This window comes from Mitsuaria sp. BK037 (assembly GCF_014193045.1).
GTDB lineage: Bacteria > Pseudomonadota > Gammaproteobacteria > Burkholderiales > Burkholderiaceae_C > Roseateles.
Genome location: NZ_JACHYS010000001.1, coordinates 573,658 through 589,972, shown reverse-complemented (window position 1 = coordinate 589,972; position 16,315 = coordinate 573,658). Strand labels below are relative to the sequence as shown.

The following is a 16,315-nucleotide window of genomic DNA, read 5'->3' as shown; positions in this document are numbered from 1 at the left end:
TCGCGCTCAGTCCAGCGGAAAGGCGCTGGTCTTCTTCACCGTGCGCAGCACCAGCATCGAATTGGCCTTGGCCACGCCCGGCAGCTGCATCAGCACGTGGGTGTGCAGGCGTTCCAGGTCCTCGGCGTCCTTGTAGGCGAAGCGCAGCAGGTAGTCGTTGGTGCCGGCGACGTAGAAGCAGTCGAGCAGCTCCGGCGCATCCTTCACCGCCTGCTCGAACTCGGCCAGCGCCGCCGGGGTCATGCGCTCCAGGTTGACGATGGTCCAGCTGGTGCCGGGCTTGCCGATCGCCTTCGGATTCAGCAGCGCGACGACGCGGTCGACGACGCCGCTGTCCTCCAGCCGCTTCACGCGCCGCAGGCAGGCCGACGGCGACAGGTGGACCTGCTGGGCGAGGTCCTGGTTGGAGATCCGCGCGTCGCGCTGCAAGACCGCGAGGATCGCGCGGTCGATCGCATCCAATTGCACTTCCTTGAGCATGGGCGGCATTGTGTTCGACGAAATGCGTTCGCAGCCGCATTGGATTGCGCCGTCGCGGGTTTACCCGCTGCCGGAACGCTCACCGATTGCGCGCCGGCTTGCCTAGACTGCCCCGATCGATCACCCGCGCCGAATGCGCCGCCCCGGGAGCACCGCCATGTCCACCCCCACCCGTCCCGATCTCGACGCCTACTGGATGCCGTTCACCGCCAACCGGCAGTTCAAGCAGTCGCCTCGCCTGCTGACGCGCGCGGACGGCATGTACTTCACCGACGACCAGGGGCGGCAGATCCTGGACGGCGTCGCCGGCCTGTGGTGCGTGAACGCGGGCCACAACCGGCCGCGCATCGTGCGGGCGATCCAGGAACAGGCGGCGGAGCTGGACTTCGCCCCGCCCTTCCAGATGGGCCATCCCAAGGCCTTCGAGCTGGCCTCGCGGCTGGCGGGCATCGCGCCCGAGGGCATGAACAAGGTGTTCTTCACCAACTCCGGCTCGGAGTCGGTGGAGACGGCGCTGAAGATCGCGCTGGCCTACCACCGCGCCCGCGGCGAAGGCCAGCGCACCCGCCTGATCGGCCGCGAGCGCGGTTATCACGGCGTCAACTTCGGCGGCATGTCGGTGGGCGGCATGGTCGCCAACCGCAAGATGTTCGGGACGCTGCTGGCCGGCGTCGACCACCTGCGCCACACCCACGACATCGCCCGCAATGCCTTCAGCGTCGGCCTGCCGGCGCATGGCGCGGAACTGGCCGACGACCTGGAGCGCCTGGTGGCGCTGCATGACGCGTCGACGATCGCGGCGGTGATCGTCGAGCCGGTGGCCGGCTCGGCGGGCGTGCTGATCCCACCGCAGGGCTACCTGCAGCGCCTGCGCGAGATCTGCGACCGGCACGGCATCCTGCTGATCTTCGACGAGGTCATCACCGGCTTCGGCCGCACCGGCCAGGCCTTCGCGGCCCAGACCTTCGGCGTGACGCCGGACCTGATGACGGTCGCCAAGGGCCTGACCAACGGCTGCGTGCCGATGGGCGCGGTGCTGGCGCAGCAGCGCATCCACGACGCCTTCATGACCGGGCCGGACCACCTGATCGAGTTCTTTCACGGCTACACCTACTCGGCGCATCCGCTGGCCTGCGCGGCGGGCCTGGCGACGCTGGACACCTATGCCGAGGACGGCCTGCTGACGCGGGCCGCGGAGCTCCAGGGCTACTTCGCCGAGCAGCTGCATGCGCTGCGCGGCGAGCCGCATGTGATCGACGTGCGCAACCTCGGGCTGGTGGGCGGCGTCGAGCTGTCGCCGCGCGCCGGGGAGCCGACCCGACGCGCCTTCGAGACCTTCCTCGACTGCTGGCAGCAAGGCGTGCTGATCCGCACCACGGGCGACATCCTGGCGCTGTCGCCCCCGCTGATCGCGGAGCGCGAGCACCTGGACCGCATGATCGACGCGATCCGCGTGGCCTTGCGACGCCTGAAGTAACCCCGCCCCGAGGCCGGGCGCGCCCGCCGCGGCCTCGGGCATCATCCCGCCCCATGTCCAGCGTCACGACCGATACGCCTGCCGCGCCCGCCGCGGCGCTCACACCGCCCGACAGCCCCGCGCCGCACGGCCCACACGACCCTCACGGCCTTCCCGGCCATCCGGGCCATCACGTCCCCTGGCTCTCCTACCTGAGCCTGGCCGCCAGCACCAGCGTGATCGGCAGCTACGTCGGGCTGTCCAAGCTGCTGGTGCTGGTCTTTCCGGTCTTCCTGCTGGCCTTCCTGCGCTTTGGCATGGCCGCGGTGTTCATGCTGCCGTGGCTGCGTCGCGGGCCGGCCGAGGCACCGCTCTCCCGCCGCACCCGATGGCTGCTCTTCCTCGAATCCTTCTTCGGCAACTTCCTGTTCTCGATCTGCCTGCTGTTCGGGATGAAGCACAGCTCGGCGGTCGTGGCCGGCGTGATCATGGCCGGCATCCCGGCGACGGTCGCGCTGATGAGCTGGCTCTTCCTGCGCGAGCGCATCGCCCCGCGCACGCTGGCCGGCATCGCGATGGCGGTCGGCGGCATCGCGCTGGTGGCGCTCAGCAAGCACGGCGACGGCGCCGGCGCGCCGACCTCGGGCTGGGGCGCGCTGCTGCTGGTCGGCGCGATGTGCTGCGAGGCCAGCTACGTCGTCATCGGCAAGCGCCTGACCGCGGACCTGCCGCCGCGCCGCATCAGCGCGCTGATCAACCTCTGGGGCCTGGTGCTGGTCACGCCGCTGGGCCTGTGGCAGGCGATGGACTTCGACTTCGGCGCCGTCGCGGTGAAGGACTGGGGCCTGCTGCTCTTCTACGCGATCGCCGCCAGCACCATCACGGTCTGGCTCTGGATGAAGGGCCTGCAGCACGTCAGCGCGGCCAAGGCCGGCGTCTTCATGGTGTTCCTGCCGGTGTCGACGGCGCTGGTGGGACTGGTCTTCCTCGGCGAACGCATGAACGCCATCCAGCTGGTGGCCTATGCGCTGGCGCTTGGCGGCGTGATGCTCGCCACCTGGCCGGCGCGCCAGACCAGTCGAACCCAGGGATTCCACCGGTCTTAGTCCAGTTTTACTACCAATGTAATACCATTTAGGGATTCACCCGCTAAGATGGGCTGATCGAACTTGCCGGAAGCGCTCGCTTCCGAACCGCCCATCCCCGCCGATGAACGCGAACGCCCCTTCCCCGGCCCTCACGCCTCCGCTTCCGACCGTCGTCGCCGCCACCGCCAGCCAGGCGGACTGGGAGTCTTGGATCAGCAGCTGGTATACCCTCCTGGGGCAGCCACTGCGTACCGGTGTCAGTCCTTTGGCGCCTTCGGGCGCCCGCGGCGCTGCCGATGCCTCGGCCCATCCGTCCCCGCACGTCCTGGTCTTCGCACCGCATCCGGACGACGAATGCATCGTCGGCGCGCTGCCGCTGCGCCTGCGCCAGGAAGCCGGCTGGCGGGTGACCAACATCGCGGTGACCCTGGGCAGCAAGCAGCAACGCCGTGCCGAGCGCTGGGCCGAACTGGGCGCCGCCTGCGACGTGCTGGGCTTCGACCTGCGCCTGCTGGCCGCCGACGGCTTCGAGCAGGTCAAGCCCGAAGCGGCGGCCGCGCGCACGGCGCTGTGGCAGGAACAGGTCAGGCTGGTCGCCGAGTTGCTGGCGGCGGAGCAGCCGGCGCTGATCCTCGTGCCGCATGCGGGCGACGGCATTCCGACCCACATCGGCGTCCACCTGCTGGTCACCGAGGCGCTGACCCAGGCGCGGATCTCCACCGTCTTCGCCCACACCGAGTTCTGGGCGACACAGCCGGCGCCGACCACGCTGATCGAGACCGGCCAGCGCGACACCGCCCGGCTGGTGCGCGCGCTGGCCTGCCACCACGGCGAGATTGCGCGCAATCCGTATCACCTGCGCCTGCCGGCCTGGATGGCCGACAACGTGCGTCGCGGTGGCGAGCTGCTCGCCGGCGCGGGCGAGGCGCCGCCGGACTTCGCCTTCGGCACGCTGTACCGGCTGACGCGCTGGGTCGACGGCGCGCCCGCCAGCGACCTGCCCAGCACGCACTGGTCCTGCGACACGCCGCTCGACGCGAAGGCGCTGCTCGGCGGTTGAGCGCCGTCCGCGCCCCAACCTGAACTCATCGCCGGTCGCGCTTTCGGCATACGCGGCGCGCACGCGCGTCCGCGCGGCGGGCCTATGCTCGGCGCTTCCCTCTTTCGAGCTCCCTCCCTCACCCCATGAGCGACGCCCGCACCGCCCCCCCGACCCACCTCCGCGTCCACCAGTTCGCCGGCCTGAAACCCGGCCCGAAGCTGCTGGTGACAGCAGCCGTGCATGGCAACGAGGTCGCCGGCGTCGGCGCGATCGAGCGCGTGATGCGGATGCTCGACGAGGGCCGGCTCACGCTGCTCAAGGGCACACTGACGATGATCCCCATCGTCAACCCGCTGGCGCACCGGCTGCAGCGCCGCGAGGGCGAGCGCAACCTCAACCGCAACCTGCGCGTGAACCCGATCCCGCAGGACTTCGAGGACCGCATCGCCAACCGCCTGTGCCCCTGGATCGCCGCCAGCGACGTGATGCTGGACCTGCACAGCTTCAACAATCCCGGGCCGGCCTTCGCGATGCTCGGCCCGCGCGACAACGACGGCGAGCTCGAGCCCTTCCGCCACCAGGCCGCCGAGAGCGCGCTGGCGCTGGCGGTGGGCACGTCGCGCATCGTCGAGGGCTGGCTCTCGACGTATGCGCTCGGCCTGAAGCGCCGCGCCGAGAAGGCCGCCGACGGCTCGCGCCGCATGGCGCTGCAGCAGGATCCGCATTACGGCGTCGGCACCACCGAGTACATGCGCAGCACCGGCGGCTACTGCATCACGCTGGAGTGCGGCCAGCACGCCGACCCGCAGGGGCCGGAGGTCGCCTTCAAGGCGATCCTGCGCACGCTGGCGCTGCTGGGCATGGTCGCGCCGGAGGCGGTGGAGCCGGCCGATCCGAAGCGGCCGGTCGAGCTGCTGCAACTCTACGAGGTCATCGACCGCGAAAGCGTCGACGACCGCTTCGAGCGCCAGTGGGCCAGCTTCGACCCGATCGCCGAAGGCGAGCGCATCGGCACGCGCGCCGACGGCACGCCGGTGCTGGCGCCCTTCGGCGGCCGCATCGTGTTCCCCAACAACAACGCCGAGCCCGGCCACGAGTGGTTCTACCTGGCAAAGCCCAGCGACCGCGTGTTGACTTGAGCTTCTGGCTAGAGTCGCCGGCATGAACGACACCCCCGCCGCCACCGCCCCCACCCTCCCCCCGCTGCGCATCGACTTCGTCTCCGACGTCGCCTGCCCCTGGTGCGCGGTGGGATTGAAGTCGCTGGAGACCGCCCTCGCCCGCCTGCCGGACGTGGCCGTCGACCTGCACTTCCAGCCCTTCGAGCTCAACCCCCAGATGGCCCCGGAGGGGGAGGACATCGAGGAGCACCTCACCCGCAAGTACGGCTCGACCAGCGAGCAGCGCCAGCAGATCCGGGCGCACCTGCGCCAACGCGGCGCCGACGTGGGATTCACCTTCACCGAGGGCGCTCGCAGCCGCATCTGGAACACCTTCGACGCGCACCGGCTGCTGCACTGGGCGGGCCTGCAGTCCGCGCAGGCGCAGCGCGACCTGAAGCTGGCGCTGCTGACCGCATATCACACCCATGGCCGCAATCCGGGTGACCGCGAGACGCTGCTGGCGGCGGTCCGCGAGATCGGCCTGGACGCCGCCGAGGCCGCCCGCGTCGTCGACAGCGGCGAGTTCGCCGAGGACGTGCGCGAGACGGAGTCGCTGTGGCTGGGCCGCGGCATCAGCTCGGTGCCGGCGGTGGTGATCAACGAGAAGTACCTGATCCAGGGCGGCCAGCCGCCGGAGGCCTTCGAGCAGGCGCTGCGCCAGATCGCCGCCGAAGCGGGGCAGGCCTGACCGGCACGCTTCGGCGTCCTGGAGCACGCGCACGGGTCGTCACGCAAGGGGGTTGATCCGCGTCCGGACCGGCCGCCGGATTTGAGACAATCCGCCCATCGTTTGAACGGGGCCACGCGTCGTCCGCTTGGCCCCGTTGTCATTCCTGGCGCGTGCGCGCGCCGTCACCGCCTGACGCAGTTTCCAGATGTTCAAGAACCTGATCGTTTACCGCCTGTCCAACGACTGGCAGCCCAATGCCGAGAAGCTCGAGGACGCCCTCGAGAACGAGCGTTTCGCGCCCTGCGGCGCCACGGAAGCCCTGTCGGCCGGCTGGGTGCCGCCGCGCGGCGAGCCCGGCGCCCGGCTGCTGGAGGAGATCGACGGCCACTGGCTGCTGAGCCTGCGCATGGAGAAGCGGGTGCTGCCCGGCTCGGTGGTGCGGGAGAAGGTCGAGGAGATGGTCGAGCGGATCGAGCTCGAGACCGGCCGCCGGCCCGGCAAGAAGCAGCAGCGCGACATGAAGGAGCAGGCCACGCTGGAGCTGCTGCCGCGCGCGTTCACGCTGCAATCGCACCTGCGGGTGTGGATCTCGCCCAAGCAGGGCCTGCTGATGGTGGATGCGGGCTCGATCGGCAAGGCCGACGAGCTGATCACGCTGCTGGTGAAGGCCGATTCGTCGATCAACCTGCACCTGCTGCAGAGCGCCGAATCGCCGGCCGCCTGCATGGCGGCGTGGCTGATGGACGGCGTGCCGCCCAAGGACTTCGTGATCGACCGCGATTGCGAGCTCAAGGCCGCCGACGAGATGAAGGCGGCGGTGCGCTACGCCCGCCACAACCTGGACACCGACGAGGTCAAGGCGCACCTGACCAGCGGCAAGATGCCCACGCGCCTGGCGATGACCTGGAAGGAGCGCGTGTCCTTCACCCTGACGGACACGATGCAGATCAAGGGCATCAAGTTCCTGGACGTGGTCTTCGACGGGCGGGACAAGCCGGCCAAGGACGAGGCCTTCGACGTGGACGCGGCGCTGGCGACCGGTGAGCTCGCGCAGTTGATCCCCGACATGATCGAGGGCCTGGGCGGCGAACTGGACTTCATCGGCCAGTCGGCCAAGATCGCGGCCGAGCATGCGCCGGGCGGCGCGAAGGCGCCCGCGCCTGCGGCGGCCTCGCCGGCCAAGGATGAGGACCTGGCCACCGAAGCGGCGCCCTGGGATTGAGGCACCGCGCGCTGCGACGACCCTCACCCCTGCCCTCTCCCGCAAGCGGGAGAGGGAGTGTTCAGCGCACAGTCCGCCGCCCGCTCCCAAGTCAACGCTCCGGGAGCAGCCCTCAACCAGATTTCCCCTCGTCAGCGAGCCATCCCCTCGCCCCCAGAGGGGGAGAGGGCTAGGGTGAGGGGGCTCTCCCTCAAGCGGGAACGGTGGTCCGCAGGGAAACGCCGCTCAGAACAGGTCCTGCTGTTCGCCCGCCTGCTGACCGGTGGCCCGGGCCTCGATCGCCAGGATCTTCAGCTTCGTCGCCACGCCGCCTGCCGCGGAGAACCCCGTGAGGTTCGCCGCCTTGCCCGCCGACGGGGCGCCCATCACGCGGTGGCAGGGCACGATCGGCGCGAACGGGTTGTGCCCCTCCGCGCGGCCGACGGCGCGCGCCGCGCCGGGCTGGCCCAGCCGCATCGCGACCTCGCCGTAGGTCAGCGTCTGCCCGACCGGAATGCGGCGCGTCAGCGCCAGCACCTCGCGATCGAAGGCCGGCACCGCGCTGTCGTCGAGCTCGACCTCGAGCAGGTCGCGCGCCTCGCCCGCGAGCAGCGCCCGCACGCCCTCGCAGGCCGCTTGCACCGCCGCGGGCAGTTCCCCGAACGCCGCCACCTCGCGCGCCGCCGGAAATCGCACCCACATGCGATCGCGGGTCAGCGACGGCGTCTCCTCCGGCAGCTGCGATCCGACGACGCCACGCTCGGTCCACGCGATGCCGCAGTGGCCGAGCACCGTCGGATAGCAATGGAAGAACACCTGCGGAGCCATGGCGCGATCCTGATCCGCGACGCGGTCAGCCCGTGGCAGGAGCGGACTCGACGGGCGGCTTGAACGCCGGATGCTGGCTGGCGATCTCGGCGGCTTGCAGCCGGGCCTCGGTCGCGAGGCGGGCTACTTCGCGCGGCGCCATCGCCTTGAGTTTGTGGTCGGACCACACCTGGCGCCAGCGGCGCGCGCCGGGCAGGCCGTTCCACAGTCCCAACGCGTGGCGCATCGCCTGCGACCACGGCCGGCCGAGCGCGACCTGGCGGTCCAGGTAGGCCAGCCACTGTTCCTCGACCTCCTCGCGGCGCGTGACCCGCGGCTGCGCCTCGCCGAAGAAGCGCTGGTCCCAGTGCGCCATCTGCCAGGGCTCGTGATACGCCTGCCGGCCGATCATCACGCCGTCGACGTGGTTCAGCTGTTCGGCGATCTCGTCGTCCGACTTCAAGCCGCCGTTGATCGCGATCGTCAGCCGCGGGAACTCGCGCTTGAGCCGATGAACCAGCTCGTAGCGCAGCGGCGGGATGTCGCGGTTCTCCTTCGGCGACAGCCCCTGCAGCCAGGCGTTGCGCGCATGGACGATGAAGACCTCGCAGCCGGCCTCGGCGACCTGGCCGACGAAGTCCCTCACGAAGTCGTAGCTCTCGATCCGGTCGATGCCGATGCGGTGCTTGACGGTGACCGGGATGGAGACGGCATCGCGCATCGCCTTGACGCCATCGGCGACCAGCGCCGGCTCGGCCATCAGGCAGGCGCCGAACGCGCCGCGCTGCACGCGCTCGCTCGGGCAGCCGCAATTCAGGTTGACCTCGTCATAGCCCCACTGCTCGGCCAGCCGGGCGCAGGCGGCCAGGTCGGCCGGCTCGGAGCCCCCCAGCTGCAGCGCGACCGGATGCTCCTCCGGATTGAAGTCGAGGTGGCGCGGCTGGTCGCCGTGCAGGATGGCGCCAGTGGTCACCATCTCGGTGTAGAGCAGCGTGTGACGCGTCAGCAGCCGATGCAGGAAACGGCAATCGGCGGTCGTCCAGTCCAGCATGGGAGCGACGGACAGGCGCCAAGGGGAGAACGTCGGGGACATGGGCGCGGATTATCCCGGAGCGCGAATCCCCACACGCCCGGGCGCGGCGCCCGCCTGCCAAGGAAGCACGCGGCGTCGTACCATGCCGACCGCTCATGTACCCGTCCCCTCGCCCGCTCCGGAGCCTTTGGCGTCTCCGCGGCTCCGTCCTCGCGCTGTTGATCTCAGCGTGGCTGCCTCTGCCGCGAGCCCTGGCCGCGACCGAGACCGCGGCGCCGGCGAAGGTCGCGAACAGCGCGAAGACCACCAGCGCCCAGTCGTCCAAGCGGAACTGGGCGTCGTCCACGCGGGCCCCAAAAACCGCGAAAGCCGCGCCAGTCGCGAAAACGACGAGCGCCGCGAAGACGTCGACGGGCCCGAAAGCCTCGAAGGCATCAAAGGCTTCGAAGCCATCGAAGGCCTCGCTAGCGTCGAAGGCATCGACGGGCTCGAAGGACGCCAGACGCTCGACGTCGACGGGCATCGCCAAGCCGGTCGGCACCCCGAAAGCGACGGCGCTGGCAGCGACGGCTGCGGCGACGGCATCCATCTCCACGGTCGCCACCGCCGCGCCGGCGGTGAACGCCGAGGCCGCGGACATCGACGAGCTGCGCGCGCGTCTGGCCGCTCGCACGCTGCTGCTGATGCGGCGCGTCGAGGTCGACGATGTCTCGATCGAGGTCTGGTCGAACGCCATGCCACGGCGCTTCTACGTCGCCGTCCTGCAGCACGGCGAGCTGCGGCGCACACTGGTGTCGTCCGACGAGGCCGAGGCTTGGCAACGCTTCGACAGTTTCCGGCGCATGGCCGCCGCGGGCGAGGTCGGGCGCCCGGTGCTGCTCGGCCGGATGACCGAGGCCACGCTCCCCGAGCCGCTGCTGCCGGCCGTGCCGCTGACGCCGATCTCCGACGGCCCGGACCTGCGCTTCTTCGGCAGCGCGGTGGAGACCCTGCGCCGCCAGCGCTTTGGCGACGAGGTCGTGCGCCTGGTCTGGAGCGCGGAGACGCAGGAATATTTCGCCGCCCTCACCCGCCACAGCACGGTGGTCATGATGCTGCGCAGCCGCGACGCCGACGACGCCACCCGCGCCTACGACAACTTCCTGCGCCAGGCCGAGGCCCGCGCCACGCTGCTGCCGGCCGCCGCCGCTGCGGCGGCGGTGTCGACGCCGGCATCGGCACCGGCTCGCTGACGCTTTGCCGGCCCAAAACCCGCCCGGTCGCCCTCAGCCCTTGCGCCGCTGGCGCGCGATCAGGCCCAGGAAGACAAGGCCGGCCGCGACGCTCGTGTGCCCGCTGTAGCTCACCAGCCCCAGGCCCCAGCCCTGCGCGCCGACGACGATCGCCAGGCTCGCGAGCAGCAGCGCCCAGCCGATGATCCGCAGCGCGCGCGTCGCGTCTCGCGACAACGTCCGCTCAAGGACGTCCTGCTGGGCGCGCTCCGTCGCCATCGCCAGCGCGGCGAAGGCCCCGACGCAGATCAGCAGGCTGGCGAAGTGCGTCATCGCGCGCCCTCCACCGCCGCGGCGGCGTCGGCCGCTGGTCGTGCTGGCGTTCCGATGGCCCTCGCCCGGCCTGGCCGCGCGCCCTTGAGCCGATGCCGCGCCACACGCCTCGCCAGCCCGGCGAGCAGCGCCGCGAAGGCCAGTCCCACGAGCTCGACGCCGGCGAAGGCCCAGTCGCCCTGCGCCAGGCTTCGCCACAACGGGCGATCCGTCGTCAGCGCATTGAGCACCGGCAGCAGCGCCAGGGCCGCGGCGCCCAGCGCGAACAGCTCGATCCAGGCGCGCCGGGGCGGCCGCAGCACCGCATGCGCCAGCGCCAGTGCCCAGACGATGAAGACGACGTGGATCTCCCACTCGCCGCGCCGCGACAGGTCCAGCGGCAGCAGGCGGTTGGCCCAGAGCATGGCCGCCATCGCCAGCGGCAGGCCGGCGATCGCGGCGATGTTGAGCCGCTCCACGATCCGGAAACCCAGGTGAGGCCGCTCCGGATCGGCCAGCTTCTGGCGTCGCTTGACCGTCCACATCACCAGGCCACTGCCCACCATCGCGGTGCCGGCCAGGCTGACGAGGAAATACAGCCAGCGCATCGCGCCATCGCCGAAGCGCCCCAGGTGCAGCCCGTACATCACGCCCCGCGTCTCGGCCGCCGCGCCCACGCCCTGCTTCTCCTCGACCACGCGACCGGAGACGCCGTCGAACAGCAGGTACTGGGGGCTCATCGACAAGCGCCCGCCCTCGCCGCGCGCGATCGCCACGCGCGCCGCCGCGTCGCCCGGATTGGCCGCGGTCACCCGCGCCACGCTGCCCGGGCCCCAGCGCCGCTCGGCCTCGCGCACCATCGCCTCGATCGACGCGAGCGGCGCCGCCTCGCCGGACGGCTTGGCCGGCTGGAGGAAGGCATTCATCTCCGAGGTCAGCTGACGCTTCATCGCCGGCGACTCGATGCCGGCCATTTCAGGCCACGGCATGTAGAGCGTCATCAGCGTCACCAGCCCGGTGTACGTGATCATCAGGTGGAAGGGCAGCCCGAACACCGACAGCGCGTTGTGCGCGTCCAGCCAGGACCGCTGGCCCTTCCCCCATCGGAAGGTGAAGAAGTCCGTGAAGATCTTCTTGTGGGTGATCACGCCGCTGACGATGGCCACCAGCATGAACATCGCCGCCAGCCCGGCCAGCCAGCGCCCCCAGGCCACCGGCATGTAATGGAACTGGAAGTGGAAGCGGTAGAAGAATTCACCGCCCGGCGTCTCGCGGGCCGCGACCTTGAGGCCGGTCTGCGGATCGAAGTTGGCGTCCTTGAAGGCACGCTTGGCGCCATCCTTGGGCGGCACGCGCCAGAAGGCGTTCGCGATCGGGTGGCGCTCGTCGGGCAGGCGCAGGCTCCACTGGGTCGTGCCCGGCGCGACGGTCTCCAGCGTCTTGGCGATGCGTCCCGCCACGACGGCCGCTTCCGGCCGGTCGGCCTGGTGCGCGATCTCGGGCCGCATCCATTGCGACAGCTCTTCCTTGAAATAGCTGACCGTCCCGGTGAGGAACATCGCGAACAGGAACCAGCCGAGCAGCAATCCGGTCCAGATGTGCAGGTCGGACATCGTCTGCCGGAGGCCGCGCGGCGCGGCCGGGACGCGCGCTCCGATACCGCTGGCGGCGTCGGGCGTGGCGTGAGGGGAAAGGTCAGGGGCGCTCATGGCGAGACGGCCGGCGCGGCGCCATGCCAGACGGACCACGCCAACGGCAGCAGCGGCAGCGCGGCCACCAGCAGGCCCATCCAGGCGCGGGTGGCGCTGCGCACAGCGAAGACCCACACGACCGCCGCAGCGTAGACCGCGAAGCTGCCCAGCATGCCGCCGATGACGGCCTGGATGCGGCTGACGGGCAGCGCCAGCACGGCGACGCTGGCCAGCGCGGCGAGCGCGTAACCGCCGCCCACCGCCGCGACGATGCGCGAGATCAAGGGCAGCACGGCCCGCAGCCGCGCCAGCCCGCCGGCGGAAGAGGCGCCGACGCGGCGCGCGGAGGGGGTCGGTGAGACGGTGACGTTCATGTCATCAGTGCGAACAGTTCTCAAATGAGAATTCCTCGCATCATAGTGGCGGAAACGCCTGGAAACGCGGTGCGGTCCGCTCGACTGGCGCTCCTCGCCCTATTCTTGTGGCGCTCCGGCCCGCCCGGGCCGAGACAGGCACAAGGGAGACAAGACATGCGAATTTCCGTTCGAGGCGGCCGGCGGCCGCTGCTCGCGCTGACCTTGGGAATGGCCGCGCTGCTGGCCGGCTGCAACGGCGACGGCGACGACGGCGGCGAGCCCGCCGCCACCTACCGCGCGGAGATCCGCCGCACCACGATGGGGGTGCCGCACATCAAGGCGCCGGACTGGGGAGGTGCCGGCTACGGCTACGGTTATGCGCAGGCCCAGGACGACCTGTGCACGATCGCCAATTCGATGCTGACCTTCCGCGGCGAGCGCTCCCGCCACTTCGGCGCTGACGCGACCATCCCCTTCCAGGGCACCATCGGCCAGCCGCGCAACCTCGATGCCGACTTCTATCACCGGCACGTGCTCAACGACGCGGTGATGCAGCGGCTCATCGCCGCGCAGCCGGACAAGCTCAAGCAGCTCGTGGCGGGTTTTGCCGCCGGCTACAACCGCTATGTCCGCGAGATCAAGGCCGGCGCCGAGCCCAGCGCCCATGCGGCCTGCCGCAACGAGGCCTGGGTCGTGCCGATCAGCGACACCGACGTCTTCCGGCGCCTGTACGCGGCGCACTTCGCGGCGGGCTACAGCAACTTCGTCGCGCCGATCGCCAACGCGACGCCGCCGGCCGCGGCCAGTCCGGCGACGGCTGCGGTGACGGCAACGGCGACGAAGGCGGCGGCGCGTCCCTCCGGGCGCCTGCAGCTGGCCATGGACCGTCTGCCGACCTTCCAGGTCGGCGGCCATGACGGCGTGGGCAGCAACATGATCGGCTTCGGCACCGCGGCCACCGGCGACGGCAGCCCGCTGCTGTTCGGCAATCCCCACTGGTACTGGCGCGGCCCGGATCGCTTCTACCAGGCGCACCTCACCATTCCGGGTGAACTCGACGTCGCCGGCACCTCCTTCCTGGCGGTGCCGGTCATCCAGATCGGCTACACCGACCACATCGCCTGGAGCCACACCGTGTCGACGGCGCGGCGCTACGGCCTGTTCCAGCTGACGCTGGTGCCCGGCGACCCGACCAGCTACCTGCGCGACGGCGTCGCGACGAAGATGACCGCCCGCGAGATCACCGTGCAGGTGAAGCAGGCCGACGGCAGCGTCGCGCCGGTCACGCGCACGCTCTATGAGTCCCAGTACGGCCCGATCGTCAACCTCGGCGCGCTCAACGCGGCGCTGGGTTGGAACAGCAACACCGTCTTCGCGATCCGCGACATCAACGCGGAGAACTTCCGCGTGTTCCGCGTCTGGCTGCGCTGGAGCCAGGCCAGGACGCTGGACGAGGTGGCGACCATCCAGCGCGAGGAATCGGCCATCCCCTGGGTCAACACGGTGGCCGTGGCCCGGGGCAGCGCGCAGGCCTGGTACGCCGACATCGGCGCGATGCCCAATGTCTCGCCGTCGCAGCTGAGCAGCTGCGCGACCGCGCTGACGGCGGCGCTCAGCGCCGCCCTGCCTCGCACGCCGGTGCTCGACGGATCGCGGAGCAGCTGCGACTGGCAGACCGATGCCGATTCCAAGCAGCCGGGCGCGCTCGGCACCTCCCGCATGCCCAGCCTGCTGCGCGACGACTACGTGCTCAACAGCAACGACAGCTACTGGCTCGCCAACGCGGCCGCGCCGCTCACCGGTTATCCGGACATCCTCGGGCCGGCCGGCACCGCGTCGATCAGCTTCCGCTCGCGGCTGGCGCACCTGCTGGTCCAGGACCGGCTGGCCGGCAGCGACGGCCTTGCCGGCAACAAGGCCACCAGCGAGACCGTGCGCGCGATGGTGATCAACAGCCGCGCGCTCACCGCGGAGCTCTTCAAGGACCAGGCGCTGGCGATGTTCTGCGCGCCGGCGACGACGATCGCAGTGACCGGCGACTCCGCCACCGGCGAGACCTTCAGCCCGGCGCGCAACGTCGACCCCGCCGAGGCCTGCGCGGCGCTGCAGGCCTGGGATGGCAAGGGGCTGGTGGGCTCGCGCGGCGCGCACCTGTGGGACGAGTTCTGGACCCGCGCGTCGCGGGTGCCCGAGGCCTCGCTGTTCCAGGTGCCCTTCAGCAGCGCCGATCCGCTGCGCACGCCGCGCGACCTGAATCCCGCGCTGCGGTCCACGCTGCTGCAGGCCTTCGGCGCGGCCATCCTGCGGGTGCAGGCCAGTGGCTTCGCGCTGACGGCGACCCGGGGCGAGACGCTGTTCGCGACCCGCGGCACCGAAAAGATCCCGATGTTCGGCGGCTGCGGTGCGCAGGGCTACTTCACCGTGGCCTGCGCGCTCAGCCGGCTCGACCAGGGCGGTTATGACCTCAACACGGCGACCAGCGCCAACAGCTACATGCAGGTGGTGCGTTTCCCGAGTGAGGGCGTCGAGGCCTACACCTTCCTCACCTTCTCTCAGAGCGACGATCCGGCGTCCCCGCACTTCGGCGACTACACGCGCGCCTACAGCGCGGGACAGTGGCAGCGGATGCCGTTCTCCGAGGCTGACATCACGAAGGACCCGGCCTTGGTGACGAAGACCATCAGCGAGTGACTGAGCCGAGGAACCGCCCAGGGTCACGTGCGATTTGCGGGGCGACGGACCCAGGGCTTGCCCAGACCGTCGCAGCAGTCGAAGACGCGCCCCGCGAGCTGCACATGACTCTGCACCTCCTGGATCGACACGGATTCGCCGAGCTTGTAGTCAGCTCGCACCCGAAGCTCTCGCAACTCAGCCAGCGTCTTTCCCAACCATTTCGATCGCTTCGCGTCGTCAATGGCGCAGCGATGATCTGGTTTCTTCAGACGTTCGATCAGTTGCTGATGAACACCCTTTGCTCGGGTGCGGCGCGTCCCGGCCGCTGGCTGGGATTTCTCCCAATCCATGCAGCGGTGATAGCAGGCGTAGTAGGCCCGCCCCACCAGCATCCGCAGCCTCGCTTCCGTTGGAATGCGCCCGCGTTCCCTGGCCTGCGCCAGCAGGTCATGCGTGGTGATGCCCATGGACTGCACCTCCGTGAACGCCGTCCTCGGCGACTTCGGGGCCCTCGGCGAGGGCCCCCTCGTCCTCCTGCCCAATGAACGAGAAGAGAAAACCATCCCGGCAGAGATCGAGATCGATCCAGCGCGATCGCACGGCGTCGTTCAAGGTGTCGGCGACTTCCTGCGGGGCGTCGATCCGGAGCACGTAGCGGAAACCCACCTCCTCCATCTCCGGCACGAACACATGCATCGCCGCGGGATTGCCCCGGGCCAGCCTGAGCCCGTTCCTGCGCAGCAGATCAGCGGCGACCTGCAGCCCCTCCATCAATTCGGAACACGACAGGTTGTATTGGGCGTCCACGTCCTGAAGCACCTGCGGCAGCAGGTCCCACTCGACCGTCCTCGCCGCTTCGCGCGACGAGACCGAAGCGCCGCCAGGTTCGCCGAACAGAGCGCTCGGTTCCTGCAGCACGGCCATCAGATCGTCATCGCCCACTTGCGGCCTCGGCGCCAACGGCGGCAGATTCGCCACCACGGATCGCGCCCGCGCCAACTGCTCGTTCATCGTCATCGCTGCAACTCCTGCTTGCGGGACTCATCCCGGGAAGGCCAGCAGTTTCGGCGCGAAGACGCGTTTGTCGATTCCCTCGGAAGAGCGTTTCGTTGGGGGGCACTCAGACGAGTAG

At 70.5% G+C, this 16,315-nt stretch carries 16 protein-coding genes; 8 read left to right on the top strand and 8 right to left on the bottom strand.

Annotated features, from left to right (window positions below; translation table 11 throughout):
- Positions 1-6 precede the first annotated feature (6 nt).
- The gene (locus FHT37_RS02625; RefSeq protein ID WP_217648392.1) at positions 7-489 is read right to left on the bottom strand and encodes an Lrp/AsnC family transcriptional regulator; all 483 of its coding nucleotides are present in this window, start codon (positions 487-489) and stop codon (positions 7-9) included.
- Between the two features lie 148 nt (positions 490-637).
- Between FHT37_RS02625 and FHT37_RS02620 the strand changes: the two genes are divergently transcribed.
- From FHT37_RS02620 to FHT37_RS02595, 6 genes are all read left to right on the top strand, one after another.
- Positions 638-1,957: an aspartate aminotransferase family protein gene (locus FHT37_RS02620; protein WP_183490744.1), complete on the top strand. Its 1,320-nt coding sequence runs from the start codon at positions 638-640 to the stop codon at positions 1,955-1,957.
- A 53-nt stretch (positions 1,958-2,010) separates the two neighbouring features.
- Positions 2,011-3,042: a DMT family transporter gene (locus FHT37_RS02615; protein WP_183478687.1), complete on the top strand. Its 1,032-nt coding sequence runs from the start codon at positions 2,011-2,013 to the stop codon at positions 3,040-3,042.
- A 103-nt stretch (positions 3,043-3,145) separates the two neighbouring features.
- Positions 3,146-4,084, top strand: coding sequence for a PIG-L deacetylase family protein (locus FHT37_RS02610; protein ID WP_183478686.1), 939 nt, complete (start codon positions 3,146-3,148; stop codon positions 4,082-4,084).
- A gap of 125 nt (positions 4,085-4,209) precedes the next feature.
- A complete protein-coding gene (locus FHT37_RS02605) occupies positions 4,210-5,205 on the top strand; it encodes a succinylglutamate desuccinylase/aspartoacylase family protein (RefSeq protein ID WP_183478685.1) in 996 nt (331 codons plus the stop codon).
- A 22-nt stretch (positions 5,206-5,227) separates the two neighbouring features.
- Complete coding sequence (locus tag FHT37_RS02600) at positions 5,228-5,917, top strand: DsbA family oxidoreductase (RefSeq protein ID WP_183478684.1); 690 nt, start codon at positions 5,228-5,230, stop codon at positions 5,915-5,917.
- A 187-nt stretch (positions 5,918-6,104) separates the two neighbouring features.
- The gene (locus FHT37_RS02595; protein ID WP_091723621.1) at positions 6,105-7,121 is read left to right on the top strand and encodes a recombination-associated protein RdgC; all 1,017 of its coding nucleotides are present in this window, start codon (positions 6,105-6,107) and stop codon (positions 7,119-7,121) included.
- 225 nt (positions 7,122-7,346) lie between these two features.
- Here the strand turns inward: FHT37_RS02595 and FHT37_RS02590 are convergent, their stop codons facing one another.
- Positions 7,347-7,928: a methylated-DNA--[protein]-cysteine S-methyltransferase gene (locus FHT37_RS02590; protein ID WP_091723618.1), complete on the bottom strand. Its 582-nt coding sequence runs from the start codon at positions 7,926-7,928 to the stop codon at positions 7,347-7,349.
- A 25-nt stretch (positions 7,929-7,953) separates the two neighbouring features.
- Positions 7,954-9,000, bottom strand: a complete 1,047-nt coding sequence (gene dusA / locus FHT37_RS02585) for a tRNA dihydrouridine(20/20a) synthase DusA (protein WP_091723615.1) — start codon at positions 8,998-9,000, stop codon at positions 7,954-7,956.
- Between the two features lie 95 nt (positions 9,001-9,095).
- On the opposite strand from dusA, the gene FHT37_RS02580 reads away from it, so the two are divergent.
- Positions 9,096-10,172, top strand: coding sequence for a hypothetical protein (locus tag FHT37_RS02580; protein WP_183478683.1), 1,077 nt, complete (start codon positions 9,096-9,098; stop codon positions 10,170-10,172).
- Between the two features lie 33 nt (positions 10,173-10,205).
- Here the strand turns inward: FHT37_RS02580 and FHT37_RS02575 are convergent, their stop codons facing one another.
- The 3 genes from FHT37_RS02575 to FHT37_RS02565 form a co-directional block, all read right to left on the bottom strand.
- On the bottom strand, positions 10,206-10,484 hold the full coding sequence (locus tag FHT37_RS02575; RefSeq protein ID WP_183478682.1) for a DUF3325 domain-containing protein: 279 nt from the start codon (positions 10,482-10,484) through the stop codon (positions 10,206-10,208).
- A complete protein-coding gene (locus FHT37_RS02570) occupies positions 10,481-12,076 on the bottom strand; it encodes a PepSY-associated TM helix domain-containing protein (protein WP_310739708.1) in 1,596 nt (531 codons plus the stop codon). The genes FHT37_RS02575 and FHT37_RS02570 overlap by 4 nt, the downstream gene beginning before the upstream one ends.
- A 92-nt stretch (positions 12,077-12,168) precedes the next feature.
- Positions 12,169-12,528: a DUF3649 domain-containing protein gene (locus FHT37_RS02565; protein ID WP_183478680.1), complete on the bottom strand. Its 360-nt coding sequence runs from the start codon at positions 12,526-12,528 to the stop codon at positions 12,169-12,171.
- Positions 12,529-12,684: 156 nt separating this feature from the next.
- Between FHT37_RS02565 and FHT37_RS02560 the strand changes: the two genes are divergently transcribed.
- Positions 12,685-15,201, top strand: coding sequence for a penicillin acylase family protein (locus FHT37_RS02560; RefSeq protein ID WP_183478679.1), 2,517 nt, complete (start codon positions 12,685-12,687; stop codon positions 15,199-15,201).
- 23 nt (positions 15,202-15,224) lie between these two features.
- Here FHT37_RS02560 and FHT37_RS02555 read toward each other — a convergent pair whose 3' ends face one another.
- Together FHT37_RS02555 and FHT37_RS02550 are read right to left on the bottom strand one after the other, a co-directional pair.
- Complete coding sequence (locus FHT37_RS02555; RefSeq protein WP_183478678.1) at positions 15,225-15,650, bottom strand: hypothetical protein; 426 nt, start codon at positions 15,648-15,650, stop codon at positions 15,225-15,227.
- Positions 15,631-16,200, bottom strand: a complete 570-nt coding sequence (locus FHT37_RS02550; protein WP_183478677.1) for a hypothetical protein — start codon at positions 16,198-16,200, stop codon at positions 15,631-15,633. The genes FHT37_RS02555 and FHT37_RS02550 overlap by 20 nt, the downstream gene beginning before the upstream one ends.
- Positions 16,201-16,315 lie beyond the last annotated feature (115 nt).